Here is an 18,357-nt window from a genome sequence, read left to right as displayed (position 1 = left end):
TATATGGAAAACGGACCATCACTGACTGTTTCGCTGGGTGGCGACGGCGGTGGCTGGCGCCGTCCGTTTAGCGTGCGACGCCGGAACCGCCGCGGCCGCGGACTGCGCGGCGATCTGCTGCCCGCCCACCTGCCGGGCCATCTGACCAGGCCCGAGCAATTCGAGCAGTGGGTTTCCGAGTCTGCCGAGCGGCTGGAGTACTTCTGGGGCGAGCGGATCGAAGCAGCCCAATTCGTGGTCGAGGACATCCCGCCGCATCTCGAGGAGCTCTTGGCCCGTGGGCAAGCGGCGCCGCTGGGCAGCTTCACTCCGGCCGCTCCGGGCCGGCCGGCAGTGGTGACTGTTTTCCGGCATCCAGTGCAGATGGCAGCGCGGCTGCGGGCCGAACTGCCGGAGCTCATCCACGACGTCGTGGTGGAGCAGACCGCGCAGTTGCTGAACATGGCTCCCGAAGCCGTCGACCCGGGCTACGGCCGAACCCGCCCCTGAACGAGAAGTCCTGAGGTTTAGTACCCGATATTGACCGGAACGGCGTTCTGCGCCTGCGTCCCCGCGGGCACCGGAAGGACCGCAATGTCGGCTGAGTCTCCGTTGGTCAGCGTCTGGGCACCGTAGACTCTCTCGCCCGACGCGCTGATCAACAACGCCGCAGGATCAGCGTCGTCGGCTTTCGGGTTCAACGTCACCGTGGTTCCGGCGGGAACATTGACCGTTTGCTTCTTCCCCAGTCCGCCGTCCAGGTCCACCGGCGTAATTTCCAGCTGGGCATCGCCGGACGGCGCGCTGAAGGCCATGCGGGAGCTGACGCCGCCAGGGACGACTGCCAGGTGGTTGCTGCCGAGCCGGCCGGTGGCGGGTGCCCAGCCGAAGTCCACCGGCGCTCCTTCCTCGGTTGCCCTGCTGACGCGTGCGGCGGCGGCGATGGAGACATCGGAGCTGACTTCAACGGAATACGTGCCGCCCGGCAATGAATCAAGCGGAACTCTGGTGATGCTGCCGGCGGCCGCGGTGATGACACCGCCACCCGGGAGGCTTACCGGTCCGTCCGAACCAATGACCCGCACTTCAAGGACAGCGTCGGTCACGCCCGGTACCGCCACCTCCAGTGCCGGCGCAGCGTTCTGATAGCCGTCCTGTTGGCGGATCTTCCGCGCGAGCTTGTCATCCTGCACGGTGATGCCGGTGACCAGCTGGCGGGTCCCGGCGGGAGCCGATGCCTGCAGCAATTCGACGCCGCCGGGCGTCAGTTGGCGCAGGATGCTCTGTTGGATGAACCCGGTCACGGGGCCGCCGGAGGACTGGACGCGCACGGCCAGTGATTCCTGGTTGGCGGCTAGGCCCGCCAGCACGATGGAGCGGGACTCGCCGGGCGCGACCAGCAGCCCGCGGGTGCCGGCAGCTTGGATCTGTCCCTCGCCGGAGACCAGTTCCAGGTTGACCGAGGACGGGGTCTGCGAACTGTTGTGCAGCTTCAGTACGGATGTGGTGCCCACCGTGGTGGAGGCGCCGAGCAGCCAGAAATCGTTGGCCGGGGCCATGCAGTTGGCCGCGGCCAGGCCGCGCAGGTCGCCGTCGGAAGCCCGATAGGTCATCGCGGCGCCGGCCAGGGCGGTGGTCTCCCCCACCGGGTCGGCCCGCAGCACCGTGGGAGCGGACAGCTCCTGCCCGGAAACGACGGATGCGACCACCTTGGTCTCGCCGGAGGACTCCGCGGTCGGTTCCGCGATGCGCTTGAGCGGAGTATCCTCGCCGAGTTCGGTCAGCTCGCTGCCGGGGACGTTGCCGCTCAGGTCGCTGAGCACCAAGGCCCGTGCCCTGGTCTGCGCCGTGGTGGAGACGGGGCTGAATTGCGGATCGGTGGCCTCGGCGGCCGAATCCAGCAGCCGAAGCGGCTCCGGACAGACTGCGGTGTAGTCGCCGGCCGGGACGGCGGCGGAAACAGGGGGAAGCTCCCTGGCGGCACCCGGCGCATCCGCCAGACTGCCGGCGGCAACCGCCACGCCGGTCAGCAGGACTATTCCTGCTCCCGTGATGGCGCCCAGGGTCCGCCGGGCGCCGCCCCGTGCGCCGGGTCCAGCGGCACGGTTCGACTGAACACGCGGCTTGCCCGCAGCGGCATCACGGGCGCGGTCCCGCCGCGCGGCACGCCGGGCAGCCTTGCGGTCGACCGGCGGCACGGACTCGGCCGGGAGCATGGCCTCCGTTGGCTTGGCTGGCTTGGCAGCGGCCGGTTGGGCCGGCTGGGCAGGCTCGCCTGCGGCCGGGTTGGCTGGCTTGGCGTCGGACGGCTGGGCAGACTCGGCTGCGGCCGCGCTGGCTGGCACGGACTCAGCCGGCTGGGCCGGCTGGGCCGGCACAACTGCTTCCGGCTGAGCAGGCTCGCCGTCGGCCGGTGAGGCCGGCTCGGCCGCGGCTGGCTCGGAAGCCTCGACCTCAGCCGGCTGGGCAGCCTCGGCAGCCGCGTACTGGTTCGGCGTTACGCCGTCTTGGGTTGCTCCGGGCGAGGATGCCGCCCCGGTCCCTGCATCTGTCGCCTCCGGTTGTTCACCGCGGCCGCCTGTCTCGGTCATCGTTGCTGTCCTTTTCCGGCCAAGGCGGCTGTGGCGCCGTCGTCCGGGTCTTCGAAAGCTGCACGTTGCAGTTCGGCGGTGCTGGCATCGGCCCCGGTGGTTTTGATGTGGTCGATCCGGCGCGGCGCGAACCGCCGGCGGGCCGGGATCGGGATGGCCAGCAGAACCGTCAGCCCAATCGCTAGCACCTGCAGGATACCGATCCACGGCGACCACGGGCTGGCATAACCGATCTTCGCGGTCCCTGCGGCGGCGGGGACCTCGAAAGCCTGTGCCCAGCTGTCCTCCGCTGCCTCCAGCCGCTGGCCGTTCAACGTTGCCGTCCAGCCCGGATCCTTCCGCTCGGCCAGGATCAGCCGGCGTCCGGACTCGCCGGCCGGAATTTCGCCTCCCGCCGCGGTCCAGTCCGACGGAACGGATTGAAGCAGCGCGCCGTTGGCATCAACCAGACGCACCCGCGCCGTCTGAGCGCCGGCCTCCGTGCCGTCGTCGGCCGTCGTACCGACAACACGCCAGAGCCATCCGGCATCGGTGCGTCCCACGGAGGTCAGCCCGGGAACGGCGTCGATGCGGCCGGCCAGCAGTTCGGCCGCCGTGTCGGATTCCTGCAGCACCACGAAGTCAACGCCGAGGCGTACCAGCGAGGACCGCGGGTCCACACCGGTGCCCGCCACGATGACGGCCACCGTGTTGCGCAGTTCGGCGTCGGCATCGTCGTCGGCACCTACTTCGGCCTCGGTCAGCGGACCGTCCAGGGACCTTGCCGCATAGATGGTGGAGAGCTGGTCGAGCGTAGTGCCGCTGCCGTGCATCACTGCCGCGGTCACGGTGCCGCCGGTCCCCGCGGTCAACACCAGCGCGCGCGCCTGCTCCGGCCCGGTTCCCCGATCAGCGGCCGTGGCCGGGAGCGTGCGATCGGCCCCGGGGGCTATGAACATCTGCGTGCCGAAATCGGTCAGCGTACGGGCCTCGGTCGAGGCCGTGTAGCCGGTGAACTGGGGCACCAGCCAGTGCGCCAGGCCCACCACCGGCCCCAGGCCCAGGAGCACGACGGCGGCCACCGCCACCGTGCGCCGCTGGCCGCTCCGCGACCGGCCCCACGAGTCCATTCCCAGCTGCATTCGGTTTCCGGCGATCAAGGCCGCGCCCAGCAGCAGGAACATGGCCACCGAGACAAAGGGACCCGTAAACGGTGTGACCACGGCTCCGGGCGCCACCGCGGTGGCCAGCATGGACGAGCCGTACGAAGCCGCCAGCGCCAGGAAGGCGCCGAGCCAGAGCAGTCGTGCGCGGGCGGCTCCGTCGCCCCCGATCGCGCCGGCCACGGCCAGCGCGAGCATCGGCACGGCCGCGACGAGTGCGTAGACCAGCGCCCATGGCCCGTGCGCCAGCTCTTCCAGCAGTCCGGCTCCGGCGAGTCCGTCGGCGGGGCCGAAGGCCAGCGGGAAACCCATCAGTTGCTGCCAGAGCGGGGCCGCGTCGAAGGCCAGCGGCAGGCCGGGGTCGCCCAACAGCGCACGCGGTTCGTTCAGGGCGGCAATGACCATGGGCAGGGCGAGCGCCAACGGCGGGACCAGCGACCACCAGACGGTCTTGGCCCGGCGGCCCAACGAGAGCACAAGGATGGCAACGAAGACAACGGCCACCGGCAGCAACGCCGGCGCCGACGCGGTGATGCCGGCAAGGCAGAGTCCGGCCGCTGCCGCCGCGGTCCATGAGGGATTCCCATTGATGCCCGGCTTGTGCACGGTCTCGTGCGGCAGCAGCGGGCGGTTGGCATCGACGCGCTGGACGGCCGAGCCGGTGGCGCGCAACAGGCCGAGCACGGCCCAGGGGATCAGCAAATGGGCAATCAGCGCACCGAGGCGTCCGGTACCCAGAGCGACTTGGAACGCGGGAACGCTCGCCCAGAAAATGGCGGCCCAGAAGCGCAGGCCGCGCCGTTGCGTAAGGGCCCCGGCGGCAAACCAGGCCCCGGCGGCGGCCAACGGCATGGCCAGCATGACCAACGTCACGACGGCGGCAGATCCGTTCCCCAGCCCGAGCAAAGCCAAGGCTGCCAGCACGTAGCCGAAAGGGTCGCCATGCCCGGGCAGCCCCGAGCCGAGCGAGACCCACCAGCTGGCCGCGTTGTGCCAGACCTCGGCCACAGTCGCGGATACCGGCAACAGCCCGCCGCCGACGAGCGATGGCGCGCCGAAGAAGTCGAACATGCCCACCGCGGACACGATAGCTAGCACGACGGCGGCGACCACCAGCCCCGTACCGACCCAGGTCCGCGCGGGGGCCGCCAGCGCGGCGAAGTCATCGGACCCGCCGGTGGGCTGGTCGCTGCTGCCGGCATCCGTGCCGGACCCGTCACCCACTACGCCGGCGGCGAGTTCGGGGCGGAGGGATTCGGCCAGCGAACGCCGGTAGGCCCAGACCTCGCGCTGCGGTACCATCAGCGTGCGCACTATCCCCCGCGACGTCTTGCGGGTCTTGGCCGCCTGCCGTCGGGATGCAAAGTAGCCGACCGGACCGAAGAGGGCCACCAGGGTGGCGCCGAGCTGCCGCAGCCCGTGCATCGGATCCTTGGCCACCACGGACGCCAAGAAGCTGTACAGCCCGCCCAGGAGGGCGCCCATCCACAAGAACGGCACCTTCCACCACACCGCATGCTTCAGCCGCAGGTGGATTTGGGCCTTGCGGGCTGCCTTCGCGGTGGTGTGGTCGCTGGCCCGGGTGGCATGGCGGACCGTTGCGGTCGGCACGACCACCACCCGGTGCCCGGCCAGCCGGTTCCGCCAGCACAGGTCCAGGTCATCGCCGGTCCCAGGCAGGGCGGAGTCGAACCCGCCCAGCTGGTCGAAGACGTCGCGGCGCACCAGCATTCCAGCGGAGTTAACCGCGAAGAAGTCGCTGCGCCCGTTGTACTGGCCCTGGTCCAGCTCATCCAGGTCGATCATGGTCAGCCGTTCGGCCCAGCGGCTCACCGTCAGGCCGACGTCGACCAGCCGGCGCGGGTTGTCCCAGTCCACCTGCTTGCAGCCGGCGATGGTGACGGACGGCGCCGTTTCCACGGCGAGCAGCAGTTCCTCCAGGGCGTCGGGTGCCGGCGCGGAATCGTCGTGCAGCAGCCACAGCCACTCCTGCACCGCAGGGCCTTCCTCGGCGTGCTTGGGCAGCTCGGCCAGCCCCACCCGTACGGCAGCACCGAATCCGGCGCGAGCGGAGGCCGAGGTCACCGGGGATCCGGCAGGCAACTGGGCGCGCAGCAGGTCGGCGGACGCGTCGGTCGATCCGGTGTCGACGCCAAGATAGACATCGGCTGGCCGCGTCTGCTGAGTCAGCGCGGCCAGGGTCTGCGGTAGGTAGGAAGCGCCGTTATGGGCAACAACAACGGCGGTAACGCGAACTTGCTGCTGAATTAGAGCGCTCTTTTCCGTAGCCGGCGGCGCTCGCGCTCCGACAGCCCTCCCCAGATGCCGAAACGCTCGTCATTGGCCAGCGCGTACTCCAGGCACTGCGAGCGCACCGTGCACGCCCCGCAAACCTTCTTCGCATCGCGGGTAGAGCCGCCCTTCTCAGGGAAGAATGCCTCCGGATCCGTCTGTGCGCAGAGGGCATCGGCCTGCCAGCCGAGTTCGCCCTCGTCCTCGTAGCCCGTGCCGAAGCCGGGCAATCCGATCCACAGCGGCTTCTGCTCGGGTTCGGCCTCCGGTTCCCGCAGCAAACGCGGAGCGGACAGCTCCAACACCTCGGCTTCGGGTTCCTCCGCCAACGCTTCGTGTGCCGCCAGGAACGCGGTAGCCGCGTCCTCAAGTGTCTGTTGGCTGGATTCGCGGAAGCGCTCTGCCGCCGCCGGATCAGCCGGATCCACATACCAATCTGCCGGTACGCCGCGCGATCCCTGCGATGCCGAAGCCTGTGCCTCTAGCTCTCGCCGGTGCGCAATACGTTCTGCCTGCCCCATCAGCCCTCCCGGTGTTGCTGTACCAGCATGGTGCTAAGTTCGACTCCAGTGCTGGATCTCAGCGCCGAATACGAGAATGCTGCTACACGTTTAATACCTAATTACACGGGTGTAATCCGGTTCAAGTCAAGTGCCGGCGGGAATCTTAGAGACAGGCGGGCCCAAAACGAGGCACGCCACGCGAAGATCTTGTCGTCGTGATGTACGCCACACCCAGAACAGCTAACGAAGCCCCGGCCACCGCCGCGTCGCGACAGGTGTCCGCCACCCGCACCAAAGGAACACCGTGAACCCTTCCGCCAGCATCACCGACCTGCTCGCCCGGCTGCGCCCCGACTCCTCCCCCTGCCTCGTCTGGTACGGGCCGGCGGCAGAACGCGTCGAGCTGTCCGGCCGCGTCCTGGACAACTGGGTGGCCAAGACCGCCAACCTGCTGGCTGAGGAGCTGGACGCCGACGAAGGAACAACCGTGGGCCTTCGCATGGAGCCACACTGGCGGTCGCTGGTCTGGGCGCTGGCAGCGTGGCAGGCCGGCGCTACCGTCCGGCTGGACACGGCAGGACCCGCCCCGGACGTGCTGGTCTCAGCCGATCCCGAGCAGCTGACCGGCGACAGTACGCACCAGGTACTGGTGGCCCCCAGGGCGCTCCAGCTGCGCTGGCCGGGAGAATTGCCGGCCGGCGTCCTGGACTACGCCGCGGAAGTCCGCTCCTACGCGGACGTCTATCTGGGGTTGGATACGCTGGCGGCCGACGGCCTGGCCTTGGAGTACGACGACGGAGCCCTCACCTTCGGCGAGCTGCTCGGCCAGCCGGCACCGGCCCGGATCCTTCTGGTGCCCGCACAGACCACCTGGCCCGAAGTGCTGCGCGAGGCCCTGGCGACCTGGCAGGGCGGCGGCACCGTGGTCCTGGTGCACCCGGACGTGGAAGTGACCCAGCGCTTGTTGGACAGCGAACGGGTCAGCGCCCGGCTCTGAACGAACCGCTCGCCGGCCGCGTGCCCGGGTCCCGGGGGCGTGCCCGGCTCCGCGCGCCGCCTAGCTCCGTGCGGCCTAGCTCCTGGTGGTGCCGGAGGCCTGCGGTCCGTCGACCTCGGGCGAGTTCGCCGGCTGCTCGCTCGCCACGTGCTGGCCGTGGTGGCTTTCGAAGATTTCCCGGTCGTCGGCGAACTCCGGATCGGCGTCCAGTTCCGCGTTGAACACCAGGAAGCGGTAGGCGAAAAACCGCATCACAGTAGCCAGGACCGTTCCGAAGATTCCGGCGAACAGCAGCATGGTGGGTTCCGTCATCTCCAGCGGGTACCGGGCGATCCACACACAGCCCGCGGAAATGACCATGCCGATGACGTTGATCACCACGAACAGCACGAGTTCGCGCAGCGCGTTCGCTTGGCGGCGGTGGCGGAACGTCCAGTAGCGATTGGCCACCCAGGAGAACAGCGTCGCCACGGAGGCTGAAACAAACCGCGCCTTCACCACGCTGTCGTCCATCGGCCCGTTGATCAGCCACCAGTACAGGCCGTTGTCCACGATGAAGGCGATCCCGCCGACCGTGCCAAACTTCGCTACTTCCCGCCAAAAAAGGGAAACCAGGCCGCTGATGCGCTCGGAAATAGTTCGATTCATGATCGAAGGAAGAGCCCTTTCGTTCTGACGCCGGAATCGTGCCGGCCGACGCATCATTGTATTGCCCCAGACTGGACGTTACCTAGGACATCCCGGCGCGGGGGTGCGCAATGCAGTTCTGCCAGAGTCGGTTCGGTAACCTGACAAGGTGAGTTTTCCAGTAATCGGTGTAGTGGGCGGCGGCCAACTCGCCCGAATGATGGCCCCCTGTGCGGTGGAACTCGGCTTTGAACTGCGTGTTCTGGCCGAAGCCGACGATGTCTCGGCGGTTTCGGCCGTCGCCATGGCACCGGTCGGTGACTACCGCGATCTGCAGGCGCTGCGCGAGTTCGCCCAGGGTCTGGACGTGCTGACGTTCGACCACGAGCACGTTCCCGGTGAACACCTGCAGGCCCTGATTGCCGAGGGCGTGAACGTGCAGCCGCATCCGGACGCCCTGATCCACGCGCAGGACAAGCTGGTCATGCGCGAGGTGGTGGACAAGCTCGGGCTGCCGAACCCGGCCTGGGGATCCGTCGCCACGGTCGACGAGCTCGTAGCCTTCGGTGAGCAGACCGGCTGGCCGGTGGTACTCAAGACGCCGCGGGGAGGTTACGACGGCAAGGGCGTGCGGATCATCCAGGATGCCGCCGCGGCCGCCGACGCCGCCGACTGGTTTACCGGCGGCGCGCTGCTGGCCGAAGAGAAAGTCGACTTCAGCCGCGAACTCTCGGCGCTGGTGGCCAGGACACCGTCCGGCGAAGCCCGCGCCTGGCCGGTGGCCCACACGATTCAAGTGGACGGGGTCTGCGACGAAGTGATCGCACCCGCACTGGATCTGCCGGCTGAAGTCGCCGAAGCTGCCCAGCAAGCCGCGCTGCAGTTGGCCGACGCGCTCGGCGTGACCGGCGTCATGGCCGCCGAACTGTTCGCCACGCCCGGCCGTGGTGCCGGCTTCGTGATCAACGAACTGGCCATGCGCCCGCACAACACCGGCCATTGGACCCAGGACGGCTCCGTCACCAGCCAGTTCGAGCAGCATCTGCGAGCGGTCCTGGACCTCCCGCTGGGCGACACCTCGGTGCTCGGCGGCGTCGTCGTGATGAAGAACTACTTGGGTGGCGCCACTACGGATTTGTTCTCGGCCTACCCGCGCGCGCTGGCGGCCGAGCCCACCGTTAAGGTCCATGGTTACGGGAAATCGGTCCGGCCGGGCCGCAAGATCGGCCATGTCAACGTGGTGGGCCGGGACGCGTCCCAGGTGAATGACTTACGCCGGCGCGCGGACCGGGTTGCCTCGATCATCCGAGACGGTGTGGATCCCCAGGAAGGCAAGCCATGAGCCAAAAGCCGATAGTCGGCGTCGTGATGGGTTCGGATTCCGACTGGCCCGTCATGGAGGCCGCCGCACAGGCGCTGGAAGAATTCGGCATCCCGTACGAGGCGGACGTCGTCTCCGCGCACCGCATGCCGGAAGACATGATCAGATACGGCAGAGAAGCCCATACCCGGGGACTGCGGATCATCATTGCCGGCGCCGGAGGTGCCGCGCATCTGCCCGGCATGCTCGCCTCGGTGACTCCGCTGCCGGTGATCGGCGTGCCGGTGCCGTTGAAGTATTTGGACGGCATGGACTCCCTGCTCTCCATCGTGCAGATGCCCGCCGGCGTTCCAGTGGCAACCGTGTCCGTCGGCGGAGCCCGCAACGCCGGGCTGCTGGCCGTGCGCATGCTGGCTGCCGGCGGCGATGGGCTGGCCGAGCAACTGCAGCCTGCGCTGCTGGAGTTCGCCTCCGGCCTGCGGCAGGCCGCCTATGACAAGGGAGCCGCCCTGCGCGAACGCGTCGCCGGCTCTGGCGAGGCCTAGCCAGTGAGTCACCAGCCGACCACGCGGCCGGCCGGCCCGTCGGCCCGCGGAATGACGGATCCAGTCCGCTACCCGCAGCACGCGTCCGCGCCGGTGCGGACCAAACGCGCCTTCGTCCTGCTGCTGCTGACCTTGTTCATCCCCGGCAGTGCGCAATTGGTGGCCGGGGACCGGGCGCTGGGCCGGCGCGCGCTGGCCGTTACGCTCCTGGTCTGGGCGGCCATCTTGGCGGCAGGCATCGTGGCGCTGGTGAACTGGCCGCTGCTGGTGAACCTGGCCACCGGCCGCTGGAGCTCGCTGGTGCTGATCGTGGTGCTGGCCGCGCTGGCCCTGTTCTGGGCCTTTCTGTTCCTGAACACCCTGCGCATCATCCGGCCCAACCTGCTGGCCCCGGGAGCCAAGCCCGCGGTGGCGGTGGCGCTGGCCGCACTCATGGTGGTGACCAGCGGCAGCCTGGGCTACGCCGCCTATCTGCTCAATGTGAGCCGCAATGCCTTCGGCACCATCTTCGAAACCCGGCCGGCCTTCGACCCGGTCGACGGCCGCTACAACTTCCTGCTGATGGGCGGCGACGCCGGCGCGGGGCGGGTCGGGCTGCGCCCGGACAGCATCCAGGTGGTCAGCGTAAACGCTAAGACCGGCCACACCGTCATGTTCGGCATTCCGCGCAACTTCCAGAACGCCCCGTTCCCGGCCGACTCCCCCATGCACGAGGTCTATCCCGAAGGCTTCAACTGCGGCGACGAGTGCATCATCAACGCCCTGTACGTGGACGTGGAGCAAAACCATGCCGACCGCTACCCGGATGCCAAGAACCCGGGTGCCGAAGCCATGAAGGACGCTGTCAGCGGCATCTTGGGCATCGACATCCAGGCGTATGCCCTGGTGGACATGGGCGGCTTCGAGGCCCTGGTGGACGCCATGGGCGGCATCACCGTGGACTCCGGCGGCTGGGTGCCCATTTCCAGCAAGACCATTCCGGGCACCAACCAGCATTACCCGCCCAAGGGCTGGATCGCCCCGGGCGTCCAGAAGCTCGACGGCTATCACGCACTCTGGTACGCCCGCTCCCGCGAGTTCGCCACCGACTACGACCGCGTCCAGCGCCAGCAGTGCGTGATGTCGGCGATGGTCAACCAGCTTGACCCGGCCACCGTGCTGACCCGTTTCCAGCAGTTGGCCGAAGCCGGCGAGCAGGTCGTGGAAACGGACATTCCCAGTTCCCAGCTGGGCAGTTTTGTCTCGCTGGCGCTCAAGGCCAAGGACCAGAAGACGGAGCGGCTGACCATTGGTCCGCCGGACTTCGGCACGGCGGCGGACAACTTCGTCACTTACCCGGACTTCTCCAAGATCCACCCGCGGGTTCAGAAACTGTTCACCCAGGAAACGGAGACTCAAAAGAAGGCCAAGAACGACGCCGGTGGTTCCGGCGGCGGGGATTCCTCCGGCGGCGGTGCCAAGCAGCCGAAGAAGTCCGCACCGAAACCGGCGAATACGCCGGAAGCGGCGGATCCGCAGATCACCGAGGAATACCTCCAGCAGCTGGCCGAGATTGGCGATACCGCCACGATCGGGTCCCTGCTGGCCGACAACGGCAAGTGCTCGGTCCCCTGATCCGGCCTTCCGGCGGGACCGGCGAGTGCCCGGTGGGATGACGGTTCTGGCTGTCGGGGCCGCGCCATGTTGTTCTGGCAGGATCATTGAGGACAAGGACGAGGAAGAGGCTTCAAGATGTACCGGTTGACCAATGTATTGCGACCCTACGCATGGGGTTCGACGACGGCGATCGCCGAGCTGTTCGGCCGGGAACCGTCCGGCGGGCCGGAGGCCGAGCTCTGGATCGGTGCACATCCCGACTCTCCCTCCACGGTGCAGCTGGCCGACCGCGAGCAGCCGCTGGACGAGTTCATCAAGGAGAATCCGGGCGCCACTCTCGGCGAATCAGTGCTGGGGCTGTTTGGTGCCACCCTGCCGTTCCTGACCAAGGTCCTGGCCGCCGATTCGGCCCTCTCGCTCCAGGTCCACCCCACACTGGAGCAGGCAAAGTCCGGATTCGCCGCGGAGAACGCCGCCGGCATTTCCTTCAACGACCCGCAGCGCAGCTACCGGGATGACAACCACAAGCCGGAGATGATCTTTGCGCTCAGCGACTTCCAGGCGCTGTGCGGTTTCCGTCCCCCGCGCGACGCCGCCCGGCTGCTGGCCGGGCTGAGGCCGAAGCTGGCGGAGGCCGGTGCCAGCCTGGACCTCCTGGACGACGTGCTGCATCTGCTGGACACGGCCGACGAGGAAGCGGCCCTGCGCGGCGCCTTCGTCGCCCTGCTCGACGGCGGCGACCGTTCCACCGGGCTGACCACCGACACGGCCCGCGTCCTAGCGGCCGCTCCGGCCGGCAGCCTGGGCAGCGAATACACAGCTGCCGCCCGCCTGGCAGAACTTTATCCGGGCGATCCCGGTGCCTTGATCTCGCTGCTGCTCAACCTGGTCAACCTCTCCCCCGGCCAGGCGCTATGCCTGCCGGCCGGCAACATCCACGCCTACCTGCAGGGCCTCGGCGTGGAGGTGATGGCAACCTCGGACAACGTGCTGCGCGGCGGCCTCACACCCAAGTACATCAACGTGCCGGAGCTGGTGAAGATCACCGACTTCCGTCCGATCACCCCACCATTCGTGGTACGGACCACCACCGATGCGGGTCAGGAGCTGTACTGCCCGCCATTTGCCGAATTCCAACTCCAGCGCATTGAATTGTCCGACGGCGGCAGCCCCGTTCCGCTGGCCCAGCATGGTCCCACGATTGTGCTGGCGGTCTCCGGGAGCGTGCTGCTGGACTCGCCGAGGTCCGACCTGACGATCAGCCGCGGCGAGGCCGCCTTCATTCCCGCTGCCGAACAGCCGGTGAACGTCCATCCGGCGGGCGGAACTGAAGCCGGTGCCGTGCTGTTTGCGGTCACCACTTCGGGCAGCACACATGAATTCGACGAACAACGAACGGGAGCAACACTTTGACCGCTTCGATCCTGCAGTCCGAGCCGTGGGCCCGCTTCCAACGAAGCCTGGGCAAAGAGGTCTTCGAACGCAGCGGAGACGGCTGGACCTTCCTGGCCCTGCTGGAAAAGACGCCGCTGGGACGCTTCCTGTATGTCCCCTACGGCCCCGAGGCTGCAGACCACGCGGCCTTGGTCCGCGCCCTTGCCGCCCTGCGTTCGCTGGCCGCCGAGCAGCACGCCCACTACGTGCGGATCGAACCGGTGGGCACAGACCTCGGGGAACGGCCGCAGGCGGCATTGCAGTCACTGGGCCTGGTCAAGGCCCCGGTGGATGTCCAGCCGAAGCTGACCTGGATGCTGGACCTCAAGCAGCCGGAAGAGGAGTTGCTGGCCGGCATGCGCAGCACCAGCCGGAACCTCTACCGCAACATCCACAAGAAGGGCGTCACCTTCGACGTCTCCAAGGACCCCGAAGACATCGGCATCCTGCTGGGATTCCTGCACGACGTCTCCGAGCGCGCAGACTTCAAGGCCCAGTCCGATGACTACTTGCGGCAGGCTGCCCGGAACCTGGTGCCGGCCGGTGCGGCCAAAATCTTCATCGCGCGATTGGACGGGAAGCCGATCGCGGCAGCGCTCTCCTACGACACGGAATCGACCCGGGTCTACGCGCACGCCGCGGCCGACGACGCCCACCGCAAGCTCAATGCCGGGATTCCGCTGGTGGTCACCATGATGATGGATGCCCGGGCCGCCGGCATCGACCGGTTCGACATGTGGGGCGTCAGCCCGGAAGACGAGCCCGACCATCAATGGGCCGGGTTCTCGCGCTTCAAACGTTCATTCGGCGGCTACGAGGTCAGCTACCCGGGCAGCTGGGACCTGCCGGTCAACCAGCTCATGTACCGGGCCTATCTGCTCACCCGGCGGGCCCGCGAGGCGGGCGGCCCTGCGGTGAACAAGGCGCGCACCGCCGTGCTGCCGGCGGTGCACAAGGCGCGCAACGCCGTCGTGCCATCCCTTCGGAAGCTGCGAGGCAAGCTCCCCCGCTGACCCGGCTTTCCCTGCAGGCACGCCGGCAGGGAAAGCACGTAAAAACCCCGCACCAGCCTGGGCCGGTGCGGGGTTTTCGTTGGGTTTAGACCGTCCGCGTTGTGCTGAGGCCGCTGACTAGAGCTTCCGCTCGAATCGATCCCACTTGTATTCCTGGTGCTCGCCCTCGACAAACCGGATGGTGCCGGACTTGGAACGCATCACAATCGACTGCGTCAGGACCTTGTGGTTCTTGTACCGGACGCCGCGCAGCAGGTCGCCGTCGGTGATGCCGGTGGCCACGAAGAAGCAGTTGTCGCTGGTGACCAGGTCATCGGTGGTCAGCACCCGGTCCAGATCGTGGCCGGCGTCGATGGCCTTCTGCTTTTCCTCGTCGCTGGTGGGCCAGAGCCGACCCTGGATCACGCCGCCCAGGGACTTGATGGCGCAGGCCGTGACAATGCCCTCCGGCGTGCCGCCGATGCCCATCAGGACGTCGACGTCGGTGCCCTCACGGGCGGCTGCGATGCCGCCGGCAACGTCGCCGTCCATGATGAACTTGGTCCGCGCACCTGCCGCGCGGATCTCCTCCACGTACGGCTTGTGCCGGTCGCGGTCCAGGATCATCACGTTGATCTGGTTGATCTTCTTGTTCTTGGCCTTCGCGATCAGGTGCAGGTTCTGCTTGATCGGCAGGCGCAGGTCCACCAGGTCCGCGGCCTCGGGGCCGGTGACCAGCTTCTCCATGTAAAACACGGCCGAAGGGTCGAACATGGTGCCGCGCTCGGAGACAGCCAGTACGGAGAGCGCGTTGTTGATGCCCAGCGCCGTCAGCCGGGTGCCGTCGATCGGGTCCACGGCGACGTCGCACTCTGCGCCGGTGCCGTCGCCGACCTTTTCGCCGTTGAACAGCATCGGGGCTTCGTCCTTTTCGCCCTCGCCGATGACCACCACTCCGTTGAAGCTGACGGTGGACAGGAACGCCCGCATGGCGTCCACGGCCGCGCCGTCGGCGGCATTCTTGTCCCCGTAGCCCACCCAGTGGCCGCCGGCAATCGCCGCGGCTTCGGTGACGCGCACCAGTTCCAGGGCCAGGTTGCGGTCCGGCTCATTGTCACCGACGCGCATCGACGGCGGGAAGTTGGAAAAGGGATCAGCCTGGGCTTCGTGGGACACTTCGACCTCATCTTCGAGTAGCTCTTCAGACAACACCGGCTGTGGTGCCGTGGTGGATGAATCTGCGCTGCGGACATCTTCCATTGCTTTCGATCATAGTCGCCTGCACCCGGGGATCCAGCGCGTCGGCCAGCGTCCGGCCGTTGGGCGGCTGCCCATGTGCGCGCGGGCGGCGGGTATCTGAGATCATGGGAGGGTGAGTGAAGTGCGTCCCGAGGAATCGACCGAATCGGCTGGATCGGCTGAATTGCCTGCCAAGCCTGTCCTGACGGCCGAGCAGGCCAACCGGGCGAAAGCACCGGTAGTCGGCATGTTGCTGGCCGTGGGTCTCACGCTTGCCGTGCTGCTGCCGGTGATGTTTCTGAACCCGGGCAGCAAGCCGGAAGTCTACAAACGTAATATTGACGTGCCCGGCGTCGCGCTCCAAGCCGAATCCACCGCAGGCTACCGGCCGCTCGCCGTTGACCTTCCGGAGGGCTGGACATCCAACTACGCCCGGTGGAACACCGGGGGCACGGCCCAGGTGCCGGCCTGGGAAGTCGGTTATCTCACGCCCGGGCAGCAGTACATCGGGTTGATCCAGACCAACAAAGCGAATCCCACCTGGATTGGCCAAGTAACAAATAACGCACCGGTGACCGGTGACCGCAAGGCCGGCGCCAGCTGGGAACTCCGCGATGCCGGCCAAGGCGAGCGCAGCCTGGTGCTGGAGCGCGGCAAAATGACCGTTATCCTCAGCGGCACGGCCGAGCTGGACGAATTCGATGTGCTCGCCAACGCGGTCGTCAAATCGCTGGGCGGCAAGTAACTAAAGTCCCCCGGGGCGTCGCGAATGCGCGGTCAGGGCAACACAAAGCAGTAAGGTTGCTTCGTGCCCACCTCACTGACTCCCGCCCAGGCCTGGCAAAAACTTCTCGACGGCAATGCCCGCTTTGTTGCCGGCACGTCGGTCCACCCCAATCAGGACGCCGCTCGGCGCAGTTCGTTGGTCAACGAACAGAATCCTTTCGCCATCATCTTCGGTTGTTCCGACTCCCGGCTGGCGGCAGAGATCATTTTCGACTTGGGGCTGGGCGATGCCTTCGTGGTCCGCACCGCCGGCCACGTCCTCGGCGACGCGGTGATTGGCTCGCTGGAATACGGCGTGGACGTGCTCAACGTCCCGCTGATCGTCATTCTGGGCCACGACAGCTGCGGTGCGGTGACCGCCGCCAAGAACACGATAGACACCGGTGTGATGCCGCGCGGCGGCCTGCGCGACCTGGTGGAGCGGATTTCTCCGTCCGTGCTGGCTGCCCGGCGGGCCGGACACGACGACCTCAATGACATGGTGATCGAAAACGTGCGTCAATCCTCCGAACGCCTGCTGGACAGTTCGCGCGCCATTTCGGAGGCCGTCGACGCCGGCCGCACGGCCGTCGTCGGAGTGGCCTACCGGCTGGCGGACGGCCGCGCCGAGCTCGTTGCAGGCCACGGCACTCTCTAGGTAGGCCGCACCCGCCGGGGCTGGTGGCCTGACCCGGCCGCCAAGCGCTGTCAGCGGGCTGCGCCGCACCGCCGCTGGGTCCGCAACACAATTCGGAACCGGTGCGCGGCGGGCCTAAGCTTGGAGCCATGACTTCTGCCGATTCTGCTGAATACCGCATCGAACACGACACCATGGGTGAGGTCCGGGTTCCGGTCAACGCCCTCTACCGTGCGCAGACCCAGCGCGCCGTCGAGAACTTCCCGATCTCCGGCAAGACGCTGGAGCGCGCCCACATCGAGGCCCTGGCCCGGATCAAGAAGGCCGCCGCCACCGCCAACGCCGAACTGGGCGTGCTGGACGGCGAGCTGGCCAAGGCCATCGCCGACGCCGCCGATCAGGTAGCCACCGGCCAGTACGACGGCGACTTCCCGATCGACGTCTTCCAGACCGGTTCCGGCACCTCCTCGAACATGAACACCAACGAGGTGCTGGCCGAACTGGCCACCCGCGCCCTCAAGGCCGCTGGCAGCGACAAGACGGTCCACCCGAACGACCACGTCAACGCCTCGCAGTCCTCCAACGACGTCTTCCCGACCTCGGTGCACGTGGCAGCAACCTCTGCGCTGATCAACGAGCTGATCCCGGCGCTGGACTACCTGGCCGCCTCGCTGGAGCGCAAGGCCGAGGAGTTCAAGGACGTGGTGAAGTCCGGCCGCACCCACCTGATGGACGCCACCCCGGTCACCTTGGGCCAGGAATTCGGCGGTTACGCCGCACAGGTTCGCTACGGCATCGAACGCATTGAAGCCTCGCTGCCGCGCGTGGCCGAGGTTCCGCTGGGCGGCACCGCCGTGGGCACCGGCATCAACACTCCGGCCGGCTTCCCGCAGCGCGTGATCGAACTGCTGGCCGCCGACACCGGCCTGCCGCTGACCGAGGCCCGCAACCACTTCGAGGCGCAGGCCAACCGCGACGGCTTGATCGAGGCCTCCGGCCAGCTGCGCAACATCGCCTACGCGTTCATGAAGATCAACAACGACCTGCGCTGGATGGGCTCCGGCCCCAACACCGGCCTGGGCGAGATCGCCATCCCGGACCTGCAGCCGGGCTCCTCCATCATGCCGGGCAAGGTCAACCCGGTCATCTGCGAGGCCGCCATCATGGTGGCCGCCCAGGTGGTGGGAAATGACACCACCATCGCTTTGTCGTCTACCAACGGCGCCTTCGAGCTGAACGTAGGCATCCCGGTGATGGCCGCCAACCTGCTGGAGTCCATCCGCCTGCTGGCCAACACCTCCCGGGTCATGGCTGACAAGATGATCGACGGGCTGACCGCCAACGTGGAGCGTGCCCGCTTCCTGGCCGAGGCCTCCCCCTCGATCGTGACCCCGCTGAACAAGTACATCGGCTACGAAAACGCCGCCAAGATCGCCAAGCACTCGGTCAAGGAAGGCCTGACCGTGCGCGAGTCCGTCGTGGCCCTCGGCTTCTTGGAACGCGGCGAACTGAGCGAAGAGCAGTTGGATTCTGCCCTGGACGTGCTGTCCATGACCGTGCCGCCGCAGGCGAAGTAGTACCGGCTCCCCCGCGGGCCTTAGAGGGCGTTCCGGCTTCGGCCGGAACGCCCTTCGCTTTGAGGTTGCGCAAGTCCGGCCAGAGGGATACGGAGACGGCGCCGGCCCGGCCGGTGGCCT

The 18,357-nt window shown here is 67.8% G+C and carries 15 protein-coding genes; 10 read left to right on the top strand and 5 right to left on the bottom strand.

What is annotated here, in order from left to right:
• Positions 1 to 3 precede the first annotated feature (3 nt).
• A complete protein-coding gene (locus tag AC5RWT_RS06830) occupies positions 4 to 489 on the top strand; it encodes a metallopeptidase family protein (RefSeq protein ID WP_494044629.1) in 486 nt (161 codons plus the stop codon).
• Between the two features lie 17 nt (positions 490 to 506).
• Here AC5RWT_RS06830 and AC5RWT_RS06825 read toward each other — a convergent pair whose 3' ends face one another.
• The 3 genes from AC5RWT_RS06825 to AC5RWT_RS06815 all read right to left on the bottom strand — a co-directional run bounded on the left by AC5RWT_RS06825 (position 507) and on the right by AC5RWT_RS06815 (position 6,525).
• Entirely contained in the window at positions 507 to 2,570 is a 2,064-nt protein-coding gene (locus AC5RWT_RS06825) for a DUF5719 family protein (RefSeq protein ID WP_494079659.1), read from the bottom strand.
• Positions 2,567 to 5,911 carry a glycosyltransferase family 2 protein gene (locus AC5RWT_RS06820; protein WP_494079709.1) on the bottom strand — a complete coding sequence of 1,115 codons (3,345 nt, stop codon included), beginning with the start codon at positions 5,909 to 5,911 and terminating at the stop codon, positions 2,567 to 2,569. The genes AC5RWT_RS06825 and AC5RWT_RS06820 overlap by 4 nt, the downstream gene beginning before the upstream one ends.
• 68 nt (positions 5,912 to 5,979) lie before the next feature.
• On the bottom strand, positions 5,980 to 6,525 hold the full coding sequence (locus AC5RWT_RS06815; protein ID WP_494044627.1) for a WhiB family transcriptional regulator: 546 nt from the start codon (positions 6,523 to 6,525) through the stop codon (positions 5,980 to 5,982).
• A gap of 286 nt (positions 6,526 to 6,811) precedes the next feature.
• Here AC5RWT_RS06815 and AC5RWT_RS06810 point away from each other — a divergent pair, with 286 nt between their 5' ends.
• Positions 6,812 to 7,504 carry a TIGR03089 family protein gene (locus AC5RWT_RS06810; protein ID WP_494079658.1) on the top strand — a complete coding sequence of 231 codons (693 nt, stop codon included), beginning with the start codon at positions 6,812 to 6,814 and terminating at the stop codon, positions 7,502 to 7,504.
• Between the two features lie 75 nt (positions 7,505 to 7,579).
• On the opposite strand, the gene AC5RWT_RS06805 is transcribed toward AC5RWT_RS06810, so the two are convergent.
• Positions 7,580 to 8,152, bottom strand: coding sequence for a GtrA family protein (locus AC5RWT_RS06805; RefSeq protein WP_494044625.1), 573 nt, complete (start codon positions 8,150 to 8,152; stop codon positions 7,580 to 7,582).
• A 196-nt stretch (positions 8,153 to 8,348) separates the two neighbouring features.
• Here AC5RWT_RS06805 and AC5RWT_RS06800 point away from each other — a divergent pair, with 196 nt between their 5' ends.
• From AC5RWT_RS06800 to AC5RWT_RS06780, 5 genes are all read left to right on the top strand, one after another.
• Positions 8,349 to 9,473, top strand: coding sequence for a 5-(carboxyamino)imidazole ribonucleotide synthase (locus tag AC5RWT_RS06800; RefSeq protein WP_494079708.1), 1,125 nt, complete (start codon positions 8,349 to 8,351; stop codon positions 9,471 to 9,473).
• Complete coding sequence (purE, locus tag AC5RWT_RS06795) at positions 9,470 to 9,997, top strand: 5-(carboxyamino)imidazole ribonucleotide mutase (protein WP_494079657.1); 528 nt, start codon at positions 9,470 to 9,472, stop codon at positions 9,995 to 9,997. Before AC5RWT_RS06800 ends, purE begins: the two co-directional genes overlap by 4 nt.
• A gap of 51 nt (positions 9,998 to 10,048) precedes the next feature.
• Positions 10,049 to 11,611, top strand: coding sequence for an LCP family protein (locus AC5RWT_RS06790; protein ID WP_494079656.1), 1,563 nt, complete (start codon positions 10,049 to 10,051; stop codon positions 11,609 to 11,611).
• 117 nt (positions 11,612 to 11,728) lie between these two features.
• A complete protein-coding gene (gene manA, locus AC5RWT_RS06785; protein WP_494079655.1) occupies positions 11,729 to 13,006 on the top strand; it encodes a mannose-6-phosphate isomerase, class I in 1,278 nt (425 codons plus the stop codon).
• Positions 13,003 to 14,040 carry a lipid II:glycine glycyltransferase FemX gene (locus AC5RWT_RS06780; protein ID WP_494079654.1) on the top strand — a complete coding sequence of 346 codons (1,038 nt, stop codon included), beginning with the start codon at positions 13,003 to 13,005 and terminating at the stop codon, positions 14,038 to 14,040. Before manA ends, AC5RWT_RS06780 begins: the two co-directional genes overlap by 4 nt.
• Before the next feature lie 117 nt (positions 14,041 to 14,157).
• Here the strand turns inward: AC5RWT_RS06780 and glpX are convergent, their stop codons facing one another.
• Complete coding sequence (glpX, locus tag AC5RWT_RS06775; protein ID WP_127512143.1) at positions 14,158 to 15,147, bottom strand: class II fructose-bisphosphatase; 990 nt, start codon at positions 15,145 to 15,147, stop codon at positions 14,158 to 14,160.
• A gap of 244 nt (positions 15,148 to 15,391) precedes the next feature.
• Here glpX and AC5RWT_RS06770 point away from each other — a divergent pair, with 244 nt between their 5' ends.
• The 3 genes from AC5RWT_RS06770 (at position 15,392) to AC5RWT_RS06760 (ending at position 18,237) form a co-directional block, all read left to right on the top strand.
• Positions 15,392 to 16,003, top strand: a complete 612-nt coding sequence (locus AC5RWT_RS06770; RefSeq protein WP_494079653.1) for a DUF4245 domain-containing protein — start codon at positions 15,392 to 15,394, stop codon at positions 16,001 to 16,003.
• Positions 16,004 to 16,066: 63 nt separating this feature from the next.
• Positions 16,067 to 16,681, top strand: coding sequence for a carbonic anhydrase (locus AC5RWT_RS06765; RefSeq protein WP_494044619.1), 615 nt, complete (start codon positions 16,067 to 16,069; stop codon positions 16,679 to 16,681).
• Positions 16,682 to 16,809: 128 nt separating this feature from the next.
• Positions 16,810 to 18,237: a class II fumarate hydratase gene (locus tag AC5RWT_RS06760; protein WP_494079652.1), complete on the top strand. Its 1,428-nt coding sequence runs from the start codon at positions 16,810 to 16,812 to the stop codon at positions 18,235 to 18,237.
• The last annotated feature ends 120 nt before the right edge of the window (positions 18,238 to 18,357 follow it).

The sequence above is a fragment of the Arthrobacter sp. Dra40 genome (assembly GCF_059091905.1).
Note: the sequence above shows the minus strand (reverse complement) of the source record. Positions and strands in the feature narration are given on the sequence as shown.

Coding starts and splice junctions, on each gene's coding strand:
- AC5RWT_RS06830 (WP_494044629.1), top strand. CDS start 4: ATGGAAAACGGACCATCACTGACTGTTTCGCTGGGTGGCGACGGCGGT.
- AC5RWT_RS06825 (WP_494079659.1), bottom strand. CDS start 2,570: ATGACCGAGACAGGCGGCCGCGGTGAACAACCGGAGGCGACAGATGCA.
- AC5RWT_RS06815 (WP_494044627.1), bottom strand. CDS start 6,525: ATGGGGCAGGCAGAACGTATTGCGCACCGGCGAGAGCTAGAGGCACAG.
- AC5RWT_RS06805 (WP_494044625.1), bottom strand. CDS start 8,152: ATGAATCGAACTATTTCCGAGCGCATCAGCGGCCTGGTTTCCCTTTTT.
- AC5RWT_RS06800 (WP_494079708.1), top strand. CDS start 8,349: ATGATGGCCCCCTGTGCGGTGGAACTCGGCTTTGAACTGCGTGTTCTG.
- purE (WP_494079657.1), top strand. CDS start 9,470: ATGAGCCAAAAGCCGATAGTCGGCGTCGTGATGGGTTCGGATTCCGAC.
- AC5RWT_RS06790 (WP_494079656.1), top strand. CDS start 10,049: ATGACGGATCCAGTCCGCTACCCGCAGCACGCGTCCGCGCCGGTGCGG.
- manA (WP_494079655.1), top strand. CDS start 11,729: ATGTACCGGTTGACCAATGTATTGCGACCCTACGCATGGGGTTCGACG.
- glpX (WP_127512143.1), bottom strand. CDS start 15,147: ATGCGCGTCGGTGACAATGAGCCGGACCGCAACCTGGCCCTGGAACTG.
- AC5RWT_RS06760 (WP_494079652.1), top strand. CDS start 16,810: ATGACTTCTGCCGATTCTGCTGAATACCGCATCGAACACGACACCATG.